Source organism: Methermicoccus shengliensis DSM 18856 (assembly GCF_000711905.1).
In the GTDB taxonomy this organism is placed as follows: Archaea; Halobacteriota; Methanosarcinia; order DSM-18856; family Methermicoccaceae; genus Methermicoccus; species Methermicoccus shengliensis.
The window spans coordinates 1-15,514 of the sequence record NZ_JONQ01000012.1 but is presented as its reverse complement, the minus strand read 5'-3'; the positions used below and the strand labels follow the sequence as shown (position 1 = coordinate 15,514).

At 55.4% G+C, this 15,514-nt stretch carries 18 protein-coding genes; 6 read left to right on the top strand and 12 right to left on the bottom strand.

Annotated elements, in window-relative coordinates; genetic code table 11:
* Window positions 1-109: 109 nt before the first annotated feature.
* Genes BP07_RS04800 through BP07_RS04775 form a run of 7 tightly spaced genes read right to left on the bottom strand, consistent with a single transcriptional unit; the run spans window position 110 to window position 5,857 of the window.
* On the bottom strand, window positions 110-1,060 hold the full coding sequence (locus tag BP07_RS04800) for a nucleoside recognition domain-containing protein (protein WP_042686446.1): 951 nt from the start codon (window positions 1,058-1,060) through the stop codon (window positions 110-112).
* A gap of 51 nt (window positions 1,061-1,111) precedes the next feature.
* Window positions 1,112-1,585: a metallophosphoesterase gene (locus BP07_RS04795; RefSeq protein ID WP_042686443.1), complete on the bottom strand. Its 474-nt coding sequence runs from the start codon at window positions 1,583-1,585 to the stop codon at window positions 1,112-1,114.
* Window positions 1,582-2,739: a pyridoxal phosphate-dependent aminotransferase gene (locus BP07_RS04790; RefSeq protein WP_042686441.1), complete on the bottom strand. Its 1,158-nt coding sequence runs from the start codon at window positions 2,737-2,739 to the stop codon at window positions 1,582-1,584. Before BP07_RS04790 ends, BP07_RS04795 begins: the two co-directional genes overlap by 4 nt.
* Window positions 2,740-3,156, bottom strand: a complete 417-nt coding sequence (gene ribH / locus BP07_RS04785) for a 6,7-dimethyl-8-ribityllumazine synthase (RefSeq protein ID WP_042686439.1) — start codon at window positions 3,154-3,156, stop codon at window positions 2,740-2,742.
* A gap of 47 nt (window positions 3,157-3,203) precedes the next feature.
* Window positions 3,204-4,793 (bottom strand): ABC1 kinase family protein, encoded by a 1,590-nt coding sequence (locus BP07_RS04780; RefSeq protein ID WP_042686437.1) that lies wholly within the window; start codon window positions 4,791-4,793, stop codon window positions 3,204-3,206.
* A gap of 9 nt (window positions 4,794-4,802) precedes the next feature.
* Window positions 4,803-4,967, bottom strand: a complete 165-nt coding sequence (locus BP07_RS08790; protein WP_157203089.1) for a hypothetical protein — start codon at window positions 4,965-4,967, stop codon at window positions 4,803-4,805.
* On the bottom strand, window positions 4,964-5,857 hold the full coding sequence (locus BP07_RS04775; RefSeq protein WP_042686435.1) for a DNA integrity scanning protein DisA nucleotide-binding domain protein: 894 nt from the start codon (window positions 5,855-5,857) through the stop codon (window positions 4,964-4,966). The genes BP07_RS08790 and BP07_RS04775 overlap by 4 nt, the downstream gene beginning before the upstream one ends.
* A gap of 84 nt (window positions 5,858-5,941) precedes the next feature.
* Here BP07_RS04775 and BP07_RS08785 point away from each other — a divergent pair, with 84 nt between their 5' ends.
* Complete coding sequence (locus tag BP07_RS08785) at window positions 5,942-6,085, top strand: hypothetical protein (protein WP_157203088.1); 144 nt, start codon at window positions 5,942-5,944, stop codon at window positions 6,083-6,085.
* A gap of 39 nt (window positions 6,086-6,124) precedes the next feature.
* On the top strand, window positions 6,125-7,060 hold the full coding sequence (gene hemC, locus BP07_RS04770) for a hydroxymethylbilane synthase (RefSeq protein WP_042686433.1): 936 nt from the start codon (window positions 6,125-6,127) through the stop codon (window positions 7,058-7,060).
* Window positions 7,061-7,323: 263 nt separating this feature from the next.
* Here hemC and BP07_RS04765 read toward each other — a convergent pair whose 3' ends face one another.
* On the bottom strand, window positions 7,324-8,667 hold the full coding sequence (locus BP07_RS04765; RefSeq protein WP_245597050.1) for a mannose-1-phosphate guanylyltransferase/mannose-6-phosphate isomerase: 1,344 nt from the start codon (window positions 8,665-8,667) through the stop codon (window positions 7,324-7,326).
* A 53-nt stretch (window positions 8,668-8,720) separates the two neighbouring features.
* Here BP07_RS04765 and BP07_RS04760 point away from each other — a divergent pair, with 53 nt between their 5' ends.
* Window positions 8,721-9,755 carry a glycoside hydrolase family 130 protein gene (locus BP07_RS04760; protein ID WP_042686428.1) on the top strand — a complete coding sequence of 345 codons (1,035 nt, stop codon included), beginning with the start codon at window positions 8,721-8,723 and terminating at the stop codon, window positions 9,753-9,755.
* Here the strand turns inward: BP07_RS04760 and BP07_RS04755 are convergent.
* The 4 genes from BP07_RS04755 to cofH all read right to left on the bottom strand — a co-directional run bounded on the left by BP07_RS04755 (window position 9,739) and on the right by cofH (window position 12,988).
* Window positions 9,739-10,737, bottom strand: coding sequence for a glycosyltransferase family protein (locus BP07_RS04755; protein ID WP_211247055.1), 999 nt, complete (start codon window positions 10,735-10,737; stop codon window positions 9,739-9,741). The genes BP07_RS04760 and BP07_RS04755 overlap by 17 nt on opposite strands.
* Window positions 10,738-10,902: 165 nt before the next feature.
* Window positions 10,903-11,439, bottom strand: a complete 537-nt coding sequence (locus tag BP07_RS04750) for a hypothetical protein (protein WP_042686424.1) — start codon at window positions 11,437-11,439, stop codon at window positions 10,903-10,905.
* Window positions 11,436-11,822 (bottom strand): hypothetical protein, encoded by a 387-nt coding sequence (locus BP07_RS04745; RefSeq protein WP_157203087.1) that lies wholly within the window; start codon window positions 11,820-11,822, stop codon window positions 11,436-11,438. The genes BP07_RS04750 and BP07_RS04745 overlap by 4 nt, the downstream gene beginning before the upstream one ends.
* Window positions 11,823-11,884: 62 nt before the next feature.
* A complete protein-coding gene (gene cofH, locus BP07_RS04740) occupies window positions 11,885-12,988 on the bottom strand; it encodes a 5-amino-6-(D-ribitylamino)uracil--L-tyrosine 4-hydroxyphenyl transferase CofH (RefSeq protein WP_052353257.1) in 1,104 nt (367 codons plus the stop codon).
* 64 nt (window positions 12,989-13,052) lie between these two features.
* Here cofH and BP07_RS08780 point away from each other — a divergent pair, with 64 nt between their 5' ends.
* The 3 genes from BP07_RS08780 to BP07_RS04730 all read left to right on the top strand — a co-directional run.
* Window positions 13,053-13,193, top strand: a complete 141-nt coding sequence (locus tag BP07_RS08780; protein ID WP_157203086.1) for a hypothetical protein — start codon at window positions 13,053-13,055, stop codon at window positions 13,191-13,193.
* Window positions 13,175-14,200, top strand: coding sequence for a methionine synthase (locus BP07_RS04735; RefSeq protein WP_042686420.1), 1,026 nt, complete (start codon window positions 13,175-13,177; stop codon window positions 14,198-14,200). Before BP07_RS08780 ends, BP07_RS04735 begins: the two co-directional genes overlap by 19 nt.
* A gap of 481 nt (window positions 14,201-14,681) precedes the next feature.
* Window positions 14,682-15,514, top strand: an 833-nt coding sequence (locus tag BP07_RS04730) for an S-layer protein domain-containing protein (protein ID WP_042686418.1), incomplete at its 3' end; no start/stop codon positions are given.

Here is a 15,514-nt window from a genome sequence, read left to right as displayed (position 1 = left end):
GGAAAATCTCTGGAGATGCTATAGGGAGGTGTCCCTCGCACCCCCATGTCCCTCGCACCCCCGCCCCCATCGAACGCCCGCTAATGCCCGAATACGTGAGCCACATGGCTCAGAAGGCCAGCACATAGTACACGCCAGCCACCAACGTGAGCGTCAGTGCCCTCAGCCCCATCGATACCAAGAGTATCTTCATTCCCTGTGCTGGTCCAAATATGCCAAGATAGTAGGGCATGTACGTCCTGAGTATGCCCACCACTGTGAGCACCTTGCCCACCAAAAGGGTGAGCACCACCTCCTCGCCCGTGAGCACTCCATTGTCGAGCAGCCCACCGGCTATGATATATGCACCAAACTGGCTTGCGAGCTGGGTTGCCACTATGGGCAACCCCTCGTTGGGTATGGGAAGATAGGGCTGGACGAAGTGCAAGCTCTCAGAGAGCATATTGAAGATGCCAGCCCCTATGAGGAAAAACACGAGGATGCTGATGGGCACCATGAGCTTGAGAATGCGGCGCAGGGCGGAAATCGTTCGTGCGAGGGCCACTCCCGCAGCCTCCCTGCCATCGAGGCTGCGCCTCTGACTGCTGGATGGGGGTGTACACCTTCCTCTCCCCACCAGCGTGAGCCTTCCATACAGCATGATTATCGATGTCTTCATGAGGCCCGCAATGGTGAGCAGCAGTATGAGCACCAGCCCATGCCACCCAAGGAGCGGAATAAGCACGGGAATCATCGTCCTCCAGTGGGTGACCACGCTTGGAAACGAGTTCATTACCGCGCCCACCATCATCTCCCTCTCGTCTATGTGGCCTCCATCGTACATCCTTCTGAGGATGGCGTTTGCGGCAGATGGAGAGCCAAACGCCGTAAGAAAGCTCACACCAACCTCATCGCACAGGTGGGCCGCCCTCGTGAGGGGGAGTGTGAGCCTCGCCATCCTGTCTATCCAGCCAAGCTCCACCAGCACCTCCATCAGGAAGATGCCCCCTGCCATGAAGGGCACCACCCTTGCAAGAAACACAGCCGTCTGAACGAGGGCCTCCACGGCGAGTTCGAGCATGGCAGGCTACACAGAAAAAACACGAAATAAAGGTGTTGCTTGGAGGGCTGCCTATATCTCCACTATTCTCGCCCCATCCTCGGATATCAGCGCCACCGTACGCCTTCCCGTGAGCACGCCAGAGCACTCTCCGGGGTTGACCAGCGTGCAGGTGCCAATCCTTCTCACCTCTGGCCGGTGGGTGTGCCCGCACACCACGAACCGATACATTCCAGAGGCTGCGAGGGCTGCTGGTAGCTCTGGATTTGTGCCATGCAGCAGGGCTATGCCCTCCACCACACCAAACTCCCCAAGAACAAAGAAGCCCGCCCCTTCAAAGAACTGCTTGAGGGCGAGCCTGTCCCCATCGTTGTTGCCATACACCAAATACAGAGGACACTCAAGCCCAGAGAGGGGCCTTGCCATGAAGGGAGACACCACGTCTCCAGCGTGCAGCACGTACTTCACACCCTCGTCATTGAACAGCTCCACGGCAGCGCGCGCAGCCTCGATGCAGTCGTGGGTATCTGAAATGGCACCTATCACAGCACAGCCTCCATCCTCTTCAGCGCCTCCTGAAGCTGCTCGATGCTGGCGGCATACGATATCCGCACATAATCCCTGTACGCACTCCCAAACGCTGTACCGGGTGTGAGGGCAACGAGTGCCTCGTTGAGCAGTCTCTCTGCCACCTCATCCCCGGTGCCCCACCTACCCACATGGGCAAACACGTAGAACGCCCCCTCTGGCTTGGGACACTCCATGCCCAGGCGCCAGAGCCCCTCTATGAGCACGTCCCTCCTTCTTTCGAACTGTGCCCTCATGTGCTCGACCTCGCTCTGGTCGCCGCTGAGGGCTGCCACTCCAGCCCTCTGGACAAACGATGTCGGATGGCTCACCGAGTGGGACTGTATCTTTAGCATGCCCCTTATAATCCACTCGGGAGCCGCCGCATACCCCAGCCTCCATCCTGTCATGGCATACGCCTTAGAAAACCCGTTGACTGTGATTGTCCTCTCCTGCATCCCCTCGAAGGCGCCTATGCTCACGTGCTCTCCACCATAGATTATCTTCTCATATATCTCGTCCGAGAGCACAAAGAAGTCGTGGTCGCACGCTAAATCCGCCACCGCCCTGAGAACATCCTTTGGATACACCGCACCCGTGGGGTTGCATGGGCTGTTGAGTATCAGCAGCCTCGTGCTGCTTCCCACCTGCTCTGCTATCTGCTCGGGCTCTGGCACAAATCCGTTTTCGAGGGAGGTGTTCACCCACGTGGTGCGTGCCCCAGAGAACCTGATGCACGCCTCATAGGACACCCACGCAGGGCCAATCAGCACCACCTCATCCCCCTCCTCCAGAAGGGTGCACGCGACCTCGAATATCGCGTACTTGGCTCCCGGCGTCACTATCACCTGCTCAGGGACGACATCGAGCCCATTTTCCTCCCTGAGCTTCTTGGCGATGGCATTCCGAAGCTCGGGGATGCCCGCACTCTGAGTATAGTGCGTCTCACCCTGCTGAAGCGATTCCCATGCCGCTCGCTTGATGTGAGCAGGGGTGTCGAAGTCCGGCTCTCCAAGGCTCAGACTGATGACGTCCTTTCCCTCTGCCCTGAGCTTGCGGGCGAGGTTGGCTATGCGTATGGTCGCGGACTCCTCGATGCCGCTCACTCTCGCAGACACTCTCGGAGCAGACATTCAGTGCTCACCCTTTAGCCTTCGTACCATCTTGACCGCTGCCTCCACCGCCCGCTTGGCATAGCCCACCCGCTCATGAGCCTCGAGCCTCGTCATCCCAGGCCCGGATATCCCGAGAGTTATGGGCTTGTCGTACTCGAGAGCGAGGTCTGCAATCTTTCTCGATGCTTGTGCAACCACCACCTCGTCATGCTTGGTGGCGCCCTCTATCACGCACCCTATGGTGACCACCGCATCCACCTCAGGGTCAGATGCCATGTGCTTCACCGCAAGCGGCATGTCGAACACGCCCGGCACATACATCACCCTCACCACGCGTGCGCCGAGAAACTCGGCATGCTCCATTGCGAGCTGTTCCATCTGATATGTGATGTCCCGGTTGAACTCCGAGACCACAAGCCCCAGTCTTATCTCCATGTGCAATCCCCTGCTCACCTAAGTGGGACAGGTATATATATATCCCGCTACCTCATGGCAACGTAGCCCAGAGCGATGCTGAGCACAAAACCCAGCACACCTGTCCACAGGGCAATCTCAGTGGGGGCGGCATATATCAGCCATGCCGAGAGCAGTGCCAGCGTGGGTGGGATGACCAGCGAGAAAGAAGGGTTGTGCCCCTTGGCCCGAGATTGAGCTGGAGCATGAGATATCGTTCGCTCGAGCGCCCTTCTCATGAGGGGGGGCAGCTCTGCCACGAGCTCATAATACTCCTTCATGCTCTTTTTAAGCCTTCCAGTCGGACCGTGCGTGTCCACCACCTCTGGAAAGTCCTCCACGAAGGTGGTTATGCTTCTTTTTAGGTCAAAATCGGGGTCGAGTTCCTTACACACCCCCTGAACGAGGAGAATTGCCCGCTCCAGCAGCGTTAGCTGGGGTGGAAAGCTGAGTCCATATTTCAGCGCAATCCTTGCGAAGTTTTCGGCCTGGCTGGACTCGTGCACATTCATGTGAAACTTGGCAACGAGCTCGTCCAGCTCGGCATACAGTGCATGGACGTCCACCTCAGACGGGTGGGCACGGGCAATTTTCAGCAGGATTCTGAGCGCTTCTTCCGTGTCCTTCAGATACACGGCATAGAAAAGCCTAAATGTAAGGCTCTTGAGCTCAGGGCTAAGCACGCCCGTGGCTCCAAAATCCAGTAGTGCCACCCTTTTCTCACCCGGACAGAGGAGAAAGTTTCCACCATGCGGGTCTCCATGGAACAGCCCATCCACGAAGACCATCTTCAAAAATATCTCGGCAATCAGGCTCGCATACATCTGCCTGTGTTCGGCGCTCATTGTCTGAGCATCGCTCAGCTTCAGCCATGGAATGTACTCCATGACCAGCACCTCCTCCGTGGTGTACTCCCAGCACACCCTCGGAATCCTTACCGCATCCCATCCCCCCATGCTCATGCCAAACCGCTCCATGTTAAAAGCCTCGGCGAGCATGTCGGTCTCCCGAACGAGCACGCTGGAAAGCTCCGACAGGAATCCCTCAACATCGAGGGACTTGGAGATGCCCGTGAGCCTTGCCACCACGGGCAGCACCCACGAGAGCAGGGCAAGGTCGGTCTCGATTTGCTTTTTCACATTGGGCCTTAGCAGCTTTACAGCCACCTCTCTGCCCTGTAGCTTTGCCCGATACACCTGAGCCACGGAGGCGCTGGCGATTGGTGTTCTCTCAAATTCCTCGAACATGCTCTCAATGGAGTTGCACCTGTAGCATGTGGGGCTCATCTTGCCCACCGGGCACGTGCATCTGAAGTTCTCCTGCCTCGTAACCTTCTCAAAGGGATGGGGCTTCACGTTGTCCTTCAGCTTGGACAGCTCCATGGCAAGCTGAGGAGAGATTATGTCCGACCTGTAGCTTAGCAGCTGGCCAGCCTTGATGAAGGTGGCACCCAGCTCGCACAGGGCGGTGCTCAGCGTTCTCACATCCCTCAGCACGCTCTGGGGTGGATTACACTGCATCCCATTCCTGCTCGCCACCAGCCGGGGCACCACCAGAATGAGGTTGTATCTTATCACCACGTAGACGATGCGAATCAGCCTGAACACGAGGTCAAGCATGACGCCACCTCAATGCCGCCTGTATGCCCAGCCCTCGAGCACCCTGTAGGCCACATACGCGAGCACCAAGAACGCCAACACCCAGAACACACTGGTGAGAATCTTGAGGGCTACCAATGCTATGATGATGGCGGCTATCAGCAGCACTATCCTTTCCAGCATGCTCCTTCTCATACCCTCACCTGCCCACATTTTTCTATTTTCTTTGGCGGAATCTCGATTATCATGTGCCCATCCTTGAACACCCTCACCCTGCCAGCACTCTCAGAGAGCACCACTGCAATGGCGTTGGTGTCTCGCGTGATGGCCGCTGCCGAGACGTGCCTTCCGCCAAATCCCTTGGCCACGGTCACACTTCTCGCATCCACATCCAGATATCTGCCAGCCGCAAGCGCCACGCCGCGCTCATCCAGGATGAAGGCTCCGTCCAGCTGCGCAAACTCTTTGAGGGTCTCCCAGTTCTTGGGGTTGGTGATTGTTCTCTCCTGCTCTGGATGCCCCTCAAAGGGGTTGAGAATGAGCTGATGGGAGCGCCTGAGCACCTCCTCTGAATCGCCTATCACCAGCATGGTGCCCACCCGTTTTCCCTCCCTGCCCTCGTATCCAAGAGTTATTGCAAAGTTTATGGCACTTCTGAGCACATCCCTATCCACCCTCTCGGTGCATTCCTCCAGCGCCCGAAGGATGGCACTCTCAGAGAGGTCATAGAGCACGATTGCCTCGCTCGAATGGGTCGCCATGATGCCCACCACGAGCCCCTCCTCAATGGCACCTATCAGTGCAGCCACATCTGCGACCGTGGACACGGCAGACATGGCGCTTCTGCCCATGGCCAGCACGTCGTCCCTTGCCACGTCCATGAGAGAATTCCCACACCTGTCTATCGAGGGGCGTCTCGATAGCTGGTGCTCTGGAGAGAGGCCACCACCCTCTGAGCAGATGAGCACGGGCACTGAGGTGGGGGCAGTGTCAACGGGCACCTCTGTGAGCAGCAGGATGGCGCAGGCACTCACGCTCTCTGCAAGCTCCACTGCAGCCCTGTACACTGCCTCCTTCCTGTCCACTTCCTCACCCTAACAGCAAAAATGCCAAGTCCACATACACATTCCACAGTGTGTAATATAAACATTTTGAGGTGGTGTATGTGGATGAGCCGGCGGGACAAATACTATCCCAGTGTGCAAAGCCTTCCCACACACCCACATGTGCTCGTTGTCGTGGTGCCCCTCACATCAGAGCAAATCGTGGTGGAGGCTGCCATAAAGAGCCATTTTTCACCAGCAAGCGCATAGCCCCAAAGCCCATATACTCATGCTCACCTATGGGGGGGCATGCATCTCAGGATAGGCACGAGGGGTAGTGCCCTCGCTCTGGCCCAGACGAAGAAGGTGATGGAGCAGCTCATGCGCCTCGATGCCGAGCTTGAGCTCGAGCAGGTGGTCATCAAGACCACTGGAGATATCGTGAGAGACAGGGCGCTGCACGCCATGAAGGGTGTGGGAGTGTTCGTCCGAGAGCTCGACGAAGCCCTCCTTCGAGGAGAGATAGACCTCGCAGTGCACAGCATGAAGGACATCCCGACGATTCGGCCAGAGGGGCTCATCACCGCTGCCGTGCTCGAGAGGGAGTCGCCTTATGACTGCCTAATCACGAGGGATGGCACACCCCTGAGCAGACTCCCACCTGGAGCGGTCATCGGAACCTCCTCCCTCAGGAGGGTGGCTCAGCTGAGAAGGGCTCATCCCCAGCTCTCAGTCATCCCAATGCGGGGAAACATCACCACACGCCTGAGAAAGCTCGAGGAGGGTGTGTGCGATGGCATCATGCTCGCAGAGGCGGGGCTCATCCGCATGGGGTGGAGCATCGAGAGGGAGGTGCTCCCGTGTGAGCACTTCCTGCCCTCGTGCAATCAGGGAGTGATAGCGTGCGTGTGCATGCAGCACTCCGATGCCCACGAGCTGCTCACCCGCATCGACCACCCCATTACGCACACAGAGACCGAGCTGGAGCGAAGGGTGATGGAGGTGCTGGGTGGAGGGTGCCTAGTGCCCATGGGTGTGCTCGCCCAGAGCCAGCCAGAGGGTATCAGGCTGAGCGCCGAGGTGCTCTCTATAGATGGAAGAGAGCACACACGAAGGGAAGTGCTCATACCCACCACGACCGAGAGAGAACACAAGCTGAAAATGGCTGAAGAGCTCGCCAAAGAGATTGCGCACGCTGGGGGTGCACGACTCATAGAGCTTGCCAAAGAAGGGGTAGAGGGATGAACTGCCACCCATAAACTGACCCCCTCCCCGCTCTAAAGAGCGAGGGTTCTCCATAGGAGAACCGGCTCGCATCCGTCTCACGACGGCTTCATCGGCTTCGGTTGGTGTCATCGGGCTGGGTCAGAGCAGCCCTCTGAAAAAGAATATATACGAAACTATAACTTTAACAGCGGGGATGCGTCCGCTTAAGGTGTAATAGTGGCTAAATAATAAGGAGGCACAATTGTTGTGGAACACACAGTGGAAGAAGTTGCAGCCATCGGTCAGCTCCTCCCGAAGTCATCATCAAATCTGACTATGTCGTCTTCTCCAAGATATTCGCCTATCTGAACTTCTATGACGTCCAGTGGTAGCAAGGCGGGATTTTCGAGTCTGTGTTTCATTCCTGCCGGAACAAAAGTGCTCTCGCCACTCCTGAGTATGAAGCTCTTCTCCCCAACCGTAGCCTTCGCAGTCCCCCTCACGACGACCCAGTGCTCACTTCGGTGGTAATGCATCTGAAGACTCAGTCTCTTACCGGGTTTAACTGTTATATGCTTTATTTTGTAGAGAGGTCCCTCCTCCAGTACAGTATATGACCCCCATGGCCTGCAGACCGTTGTGTGGAACTCGACTCTTTCATCCCCCCTACTCTTCAGTGTTTCAACAATCTCCTCGACCCTCTCAGCCTCGCAGCGTGGGCATACGAGTGTTGCGTCTCTCGTGTCCACGACCACCACGTCCCTCAGTCCGATTGTTGCAATGAGCCTATCTCCAATTACGATGTTGTTTTCTGAATCTACGCCTATGCACTCACCCCTCACGGCGTTGCCATGCTCATCCTTTTCAATTAGCTCGTAAATGTCATCAAAGCAACTTACATCATTCCAAAAGAAGTCTGCCAGCACAACGGCCCCCCTCTCGGTCTTCTCCATTATGCACCTCTCAAGCGACGCCCTGGGCACTTTCTCGTAATCCTCATTTTCAAGCGTTTCAGCGATATCTGGGGAGAATTTTTCACATTCATCAAAAAAAATCCCAGAATCAAAAACATATATTCCGGTATTCCAGATATAGCCCATGGAATACAGTTCATCTGCGTTTTCTGGTTTTTCTACGAATTTATCTATTTTATACCCTCCGTTCAGTTTTTCGCCGGGCTTTATGTAGCCGTATTTTGGATGGGGCTTTCTGGCTCTAACACCGAGGGCCACAAGATAATCGCTGGAAAGCTTTTCTGCTCTCTCGAGGGCTTCGATATACTCTCCATTTACAACGTGGTCCGATGGAAATATTGCCACTTTTGATGGAGCGACCTCTTTCAATCCAAAGTAAACAGCGGGAAGTGTGCCCCTCTGCTCTGGCTCCACGATGACCTCTGCCTCAACGCCAATTTCGGAAAGCTGATCAAACACCATGAACTTCTGATTCCTGCTCGTCACCACATGGATGTCCTCAGGTGGAGCTATCTCGAGAGCCCTTTTGACAGTCATCTGAAAAAGAGAGTGGGCATTGAACCTGAGGAACTGCTTTGGATGCTGCTCCCTGCTGAGTGGAAACAAACTCGTTCCGTCTCCTCCAGCGAGTATGAGCACTTTCATGTGGGGATGGTCTGCACTGAGGCTCATAACTTAATTTTGCTTCAGTAAGGGATATAAAGGAAGTGGTGCGAGCTTCACGCATGTTCAGACCCATGTGCAATTCTGATATGGTCTCTGCTATAAGGGAGAAAAAAACCGTAGATATTGTCAGGAGAAAGACGGTAATCACCGCAAAGCGAGTTCACATAAAAGGATTTCCGTCAGATCCCGTTTCAATTTTCAATGCCTCGATGGTAGTTGATGGTGATGAAATAAAAATTTACGGGAGGATAGTTCTGGGATACTTCACGTATGCGAGTGCTGTAGCGGAGATAGGGATGAATTTGGAGGATATTTACTGCTATTGCCATGAGCACTACGCTGCGGAGATTGTTGTGTATCCGGATAACAAGTTCGACATATGGGGTGTTGAGGACCCGAGAGTTTACGAAATTGATGGTAAGATGTACATGACGTACTGTGGAAGGACTGTCAACTACTTCGACTCCCATGTTAGGATGGAAAGAACTCTCCCCGTTACGGCAGTCCGAGAGAGGGATGGCTGGAAAAAGCTTTGCGTTTTCAGAATGCCCCCAGAGCTGAGGAATTTTGAAGTAAGTGATAAGGATGCCTTTCTCGTTGAAACCAAGGGTGGACTCAAGCTCTTCCACAGGCCCCATGTAAAAAACCAGACTGAAGAGAAGTTCTGCCTTGCGATAAGCGATGTCGAGTCCCTGCCAGACGGCTTTTCAGATATAAGCGTACAGAACACCGTTCTTGTGATGGAGCCGGCTGAGTTCGAGGAGAAGATAGGCTGGGGAACCCCTCCCGTTAAAGTGGGAGGTGAATATCTTCTGCTGCTCCATGCCGTGGATTCTGAAACAAAAAGCTACAAGGTCTTTGCCGTGCTCATGGACGACGAAAACATCACGGCCATTACGCCCCACTACATCATGGAGCCCAAGGAAAACTACGAGATCTACGGCGACAGACCTTTCGTGGTGTTTCCGTGTGGAGCCCAGCTTGTTGATGACGCCCTTCTCATCTCGTACGGAGCTGCAGATTCGGCGGTGGGGATAGGGGAGATCGATGTGAGTGAGCTAGTGTCATTGCTCGACTCTAACAGGATTGAGTGAGATCTTCAAACAGCTTTACGAACTCCGCCGCTATTTTATCACTTCTGTTCTCCTCAACGTACTCCTCTGCCGCCTTCAACACTCCCTTTCTGTAATCTTCGTCCTCGATCAGCCTGATTAGCTTTTCTTTGAGATCATCGACATCTGAGTATATCACTGCCGGTGTTATGCCATTGATCTCTGGCAGGGATTCAAAGTGCCTGGTATTGGGAACCACTGTCGGAACGAGGGAGCCCATGCACAGGAAGAGTGTTGAGGAGACCACCGTATACTTTGTATTCCCCTTGGGGAGGAGGTGGACGTCTGACGGATGCAGGTACTCATATATCTCCTCGTTGGAGAGTCTTTTTTGTTCCTGCTCCAGCCATGGCCTGGTGAAAGGCAACAGGCCGTTAGATCTTACAACCCTGTAGACAAAATCGTATTTTGAAGATATTCCATCGAGGGCCCTAAGAAAATCATGGTACTCTTCCACGGGCTGCCTGCCAAAGCTGAAGAAAGTTAAAACATCTTCTGCAAACCTTCTGTTCCCTCTCCTGACCGGATGGCAGGGATAGGGGATTACCCTCGTCTTCTCCTCATAGCCGTACACGACCTCTCTTTGATAGCGCTCGTCGAAGACAACGATGGCATCGAACGCATCGAGAGTGTACCGTATGTCATCCCTGCATCCTTCGTGGATTACTGCGATTGTCTTTGCCTCAATTCTGCGAACGAGCCTCTCAATGTCATCATAGGGCAGGCTGGCGTAGGATTCTACTATGAGAACATCGAGTCCCTCTGAGAGCACTTCGTCTTCCTCGATACTGCCACCACTCTTCGTCTCAGGATCGAGCTCACTGTAACATCGAATGACGAAGTCCTCATCTTTCTTTATTATTTTGTGGTGCCACCAGCGATTTGCAGACTGAACGTATGGAGCAAACACCTTAACTCTGTGCCCCATTTTCAGGAATTCGTTACATATGAGCTGTGCGTGCATTGACACTCCACAGGTAGCGTTCCATCTCGAGATTATGCCGATGGAATACATCTCATCACTTCCTGAGGGTTCAAACACTATTCAAAAGCTTAAATGTTTCGAAACTTCTGACCGTCCCGAAGGGTGTATGAGCTCGAAGTGAAGCTTTGGGTGAACGCCCACGGCTCAGGAGACGGGGACGGGCTCTGGAATGACGGGGATGGGATACTTGGAGCGTTCCTGGGCGCTCACCACCCCGATCTCTTCCACCTCGCCTTTCTCGATGTCTACCACTATCCTCACACTCTTCTGCCCGACTCCTGTGCTCTCCACCTCCACCACCCACTCATCGCCCACCTTCGTTGCATGAACATAATAGTCGCCCTCGTCCAGCTCTGCCCACAGCTCCTCCGAGGCGAGGGCGATGAGCAGTGCCCTGCTCTCGTTCGTCCAGCTCACTCCAGAATCCACAGTCGCGCTGAAGTGGACGCTCACATAGGTGCCGTTCCTGAGCACATGCCCGGATACGCCTACCTCGTATCCTTCCTGAGAGGGGCGCACCGATGTGTAATCAACGGTAAACCCCTCGAGGCGGTTCTCAAGCTGCTCCTTGGCGAGGGCGAGGCTGGCATCCATCTCGTTCACCTCGTGCACCATCGCCCATACTATCGCCCCCCACAGCAGGGCGGCAACCACGACCGTGATGAGCACGCCCCCCTTCACTCTTCTCCCTCCAGCACGTGGCGGTAGCGGTATATGAGGTAGGCGAGGATGAGGGTGGCGGTTGTGAGGGTGGCCAGCTTGAGCAGGACTGGCCTTCCCATTAGCAGCGTGAGGAGGGAGGATGCCACGAGGAACAGTCCGGGCATGGCAAGCCCCAAGCCCATGACCTTAGTCCCTCTGTAGAGCTGCACGCCCACCGATATCAGCGCCCCTCCAGCCACGAGTGAGAGGGCTGCCGTGTAGTCTCTGAGGGCGTACGCCTCCACGTTGTGTCCTTTCACAAGGGTCTCCACCAGAAACGACACTCCATAGTGCACCGTTGCCACCACGAGGACTGCCAGCAGTACTGAGAGCACGATTTGAACGGCGTTAGTGCGTGCCAACCTGTTTCCTCCCATTTTTCCTGTGCGTCTCCGCGTGCTTCAGCGACCAGACAGTAAAATGTTCAGTCCCCTATCAGCCTATACAGTGTGTCTCTCTCCCTTGGCACCCTCCCTATCTCTGTTATCAGCTTTCTGAGGTGCTCTGGAGAGGTGTACTGACCAGCAGTTCCTCCAGCACTGCTCGATATGCTCTCCTCCATGAGCGTGCCCCCGAGGTCGTTTGCTCCGCACAGCAGTGCCACCTGCGCCAGCTTGTGTCCGAGCTTGACCCAGCTCGCCTGTATGTTGTTCACGAGCCCGAACAGCAGTATTCTGGCGATGGAGTACACCTTCAGGTCCTCCACGCCCCCAGTGGCAAACCTCACCCGCTCGCCAAGCGGGCTGTTGTGGGGCATGAAGGGCAGGGGCACGAATTCGGTGAACCCATGGGTTTTTTGCTGAATATTGCGTATGAGAAGGATGTGTTCTATCCTATCCCTCCAGCTTTCCACGTGCCCATACATCATCGTGGCGGTGGTGGGTATGGAGAGGGCGTGGGCAGTGGTGATCACATCCACCCACTGCGCTGTGGAAAGCTTCTTGGGACATATCCTCCTTCTGACCTCATCCACCAAAATCTCGGCAGCGGTTCCTGGCATGGAGCCAAGGCCGCTCCTCCTGAGCTCGGTCAGCGCCTCCCGTATCGTGATGCCGCTGTTTTTGGCACCGTGCACCACCTCCATGGGTGAGAAGGCGTGCAGGTGCATGCGGGGATAGTGGCTCCTTATGGTCTCGAGAATCTCGCAGTAGTCCTCTGTGCCCATCCTGGGGTGGAGCCCGCCCTGAATGCATATCTCGGTGGCGCCCATCCTGCTCGCCTCCTCCACCTTTTCGAGTATCTGCTCTAACGTGAGTTCGAAGGGGGGTAGCTTGCAGAAGGCGCAGAACGCGCACTCCCCCACGCACACGTTGGTAAAGTTGATGTTGCGGTTGACCACGAAGCTCACCACATCCCCACACGCCCTCTCTCGCAGGTGGTCGGCAGTGGTGGCAAGGGTGAACAAATCGAGGTCAGCCAGCTTGAGGGCATCGCCTACGCTGATGTGGGTGCGTGAGGGGATTTCATCCAGTGGGGGGATTTCATCCAGTGGGGGGATTTCATCCAGTATACTGCGTGATTGTGGCATTGAACGCTTTTAATACTGGGCGACCTACTCACACATAAGCTTAACTGTCGAGAGGTATGTATGTGTGGTGGCTGTGGTGGCTCGCAGGACGAGGTCTGATCACTGCCCGATATGGACAGCCATGGAGGCAGACGCCAATGGCAATGCGCATGTGTATCAGAGGGCGAGTGAAGAGGAGATGGGAGCATGGATGAAGCCCTTCTGACTCCCCTGTTCGATGATGTGGGAAGCTTTCCCCTGCCCGAGGGGATGAGCAGGGTGGATGTGAACACCGATGACCCAGCTGCAGTGCAGCGCTATCTCGACGTCGTGGAGCAGGCGATGTGGATGAAGGTGTGTGCGGGCGTGGAGGTACCCACATACCCCCAGTTCAGGGACATGAACAGGATGTTTCTCGATATCATAGAGGACCCCTCGAAGTGCACCGAGCCTCTCGCGGTGAATGATGAGAGCGCCGCCATACTGGAGCTTGAGGCAGTGGAGCGGGTGGCTCGAAGATGGAGGAGGGAGCAGGGCAAAACCCTTGGAGTGAGGGTGTGCATCACGGGGCCAGTGGAGCTATACCTTGCCCTGTTTGGCCCATCGAACTACCCCGACGTGCTGCTCCAGCTGGCAAGAAGCATCTCGGCATTCATAAGGCATGCGTGTACTGCTCATCGTCTGGACGTGAAGGTGGTGAGCCTCGATGAGCCCAGCCTCGGGCTCAATCCCAGCATAATGCTCGCAGAGGACGACATCCTCGATGCACTGGACAGGGCTGTGAAGGGATGCAGGGCTGATGTGCAGATACATCTTCATTCCCCCCTCTACTATGAGCTTGGCTGCATGTCCTCTGTGGACGTGGTGGGAGTGGAGTGCGCCTCTGACCCCTCCAGCCTCGAGATGATTGACCGCGCGGTGTTGGAGCACACGGACACATACCTCAGGGTGGGGATTGCCAGAACAGATATTCATTCCATGGCCGCACAGCTCAGCGAGAGATATGGGGCGAATGTGTGGAAGGTGCCAGAGCTGCTCGAAAAGCTCGTAAGTGAGCTGGAGACACCAGAGGTAATTCTGTCAAGGCTCGAGCGTGCCCACCGCATGTTTGGCGACAGGATACGCTATGTTGGGCCAGACTGCGGGCTTGGTGCATGGCCCTCCCAGAGGATTGCCGCAGCCCTGCTGTCCAATGTCCGAAGGGCGGTGGATGTATGGCGCAATACAGAGTGAGTGAACTACCCGAAGACGGTGGCAACTGATGTTAACGGAGCAGTGAACATGCTAAGTAAAGTAGCTAAAGTAGCTCCCGAACCTCTGGTAGGGAGTAGTGGCTAGTGGCGGTGTGAACAGGCCTGTGAGGATGAGGCTCGTAAAGAGCAAACTCCCCACGAAGCTCCGTCGGTGGGGGCGGGGTAGTTCACTGAATTGTCGATTGTGGCTAATTGTCGATGGGGGCTACGTGCACGTCATCTGGAATGGCAAATCACGCTCTCCATGGTTCTATTGGGCGTTTCGACCACAAAAGATTTAAAAAGGGAGTTTGTAATAGGGGGAACAGTAATCCAGCTTTGTGGATTGAGAGGGTGAAATGGCATTCGACAATCAACGAAAGTTGGTTGCCAGATGCCAATGCTGCCGTCCCAGAGGGCACGCGCCCTTGGGGGACGGAGAGGGCACATCATCATCCCGAAGCTAAGGAGGAGGATAAGACATGATAAAGAAGATTACACTCGTACTTGTGGCAGCGTTGCTACTCGTAGGGGTAGCATCCGCGGCAAGTGCGGCAACAGAACTCAAGATACGCAGCAGCGTATACTCCAACCCAACTGGTGATGTCGCAATCACAGCCGACGACTTTGCCGCATTCTGGTATGACGTGGATGACGGCAAGTCGAGCGAGCTGGTATACATCGACAACAACCAGGGTGACAACAGGCTCGATCTCGACGACACCATCGCCAAGGGCGACATGTACTATGTGAGCAAGCCCCAGAAGGTCCAGTCAGAGATTGGCAAGGCGTTCGGAGCTCCCTTCAAGCCTGAGGATGCCGACCTGGCGAACTACTACAAGATGGGCCTCTTTGGCGATGAGTACATCGCCCTCGATGGCAACCCTGACGAGCTTGCCAAGCTCCTCATAGAGTTCGGTGCCTCTGACAAGAAGACTCTCTCCACTGGCGAGGAGTGGGAGCTCGGTGAGGGCTGGAGCCTCGTGCCACAGCAGATAGACCTCGACGGCAACAAGGTGTGGCTGCAGCTCAAGAAGAATGGCGTTGAGGTGGACTCTGGCATCATAGACACCTCCACGGGAGCGACACCGATGAGCAAGACGTACGTCTATGAGGACAGCGATGACCGCGCAATATTCTACTGCTACGTGGATGCAGTGTTCAGGGGCGTGGAGTCCAACATCGTGCAGCTCAAGTACGTGTTCCTCAGGAGCGACAATGTGCTGAAGATTGAGAGCGAGGACACCTTTGGCAACTTCGACGTGGCTGGCTTTAGCGTTGGAGCCACCGACCCATTCGTGGGCGCAACTCTTGC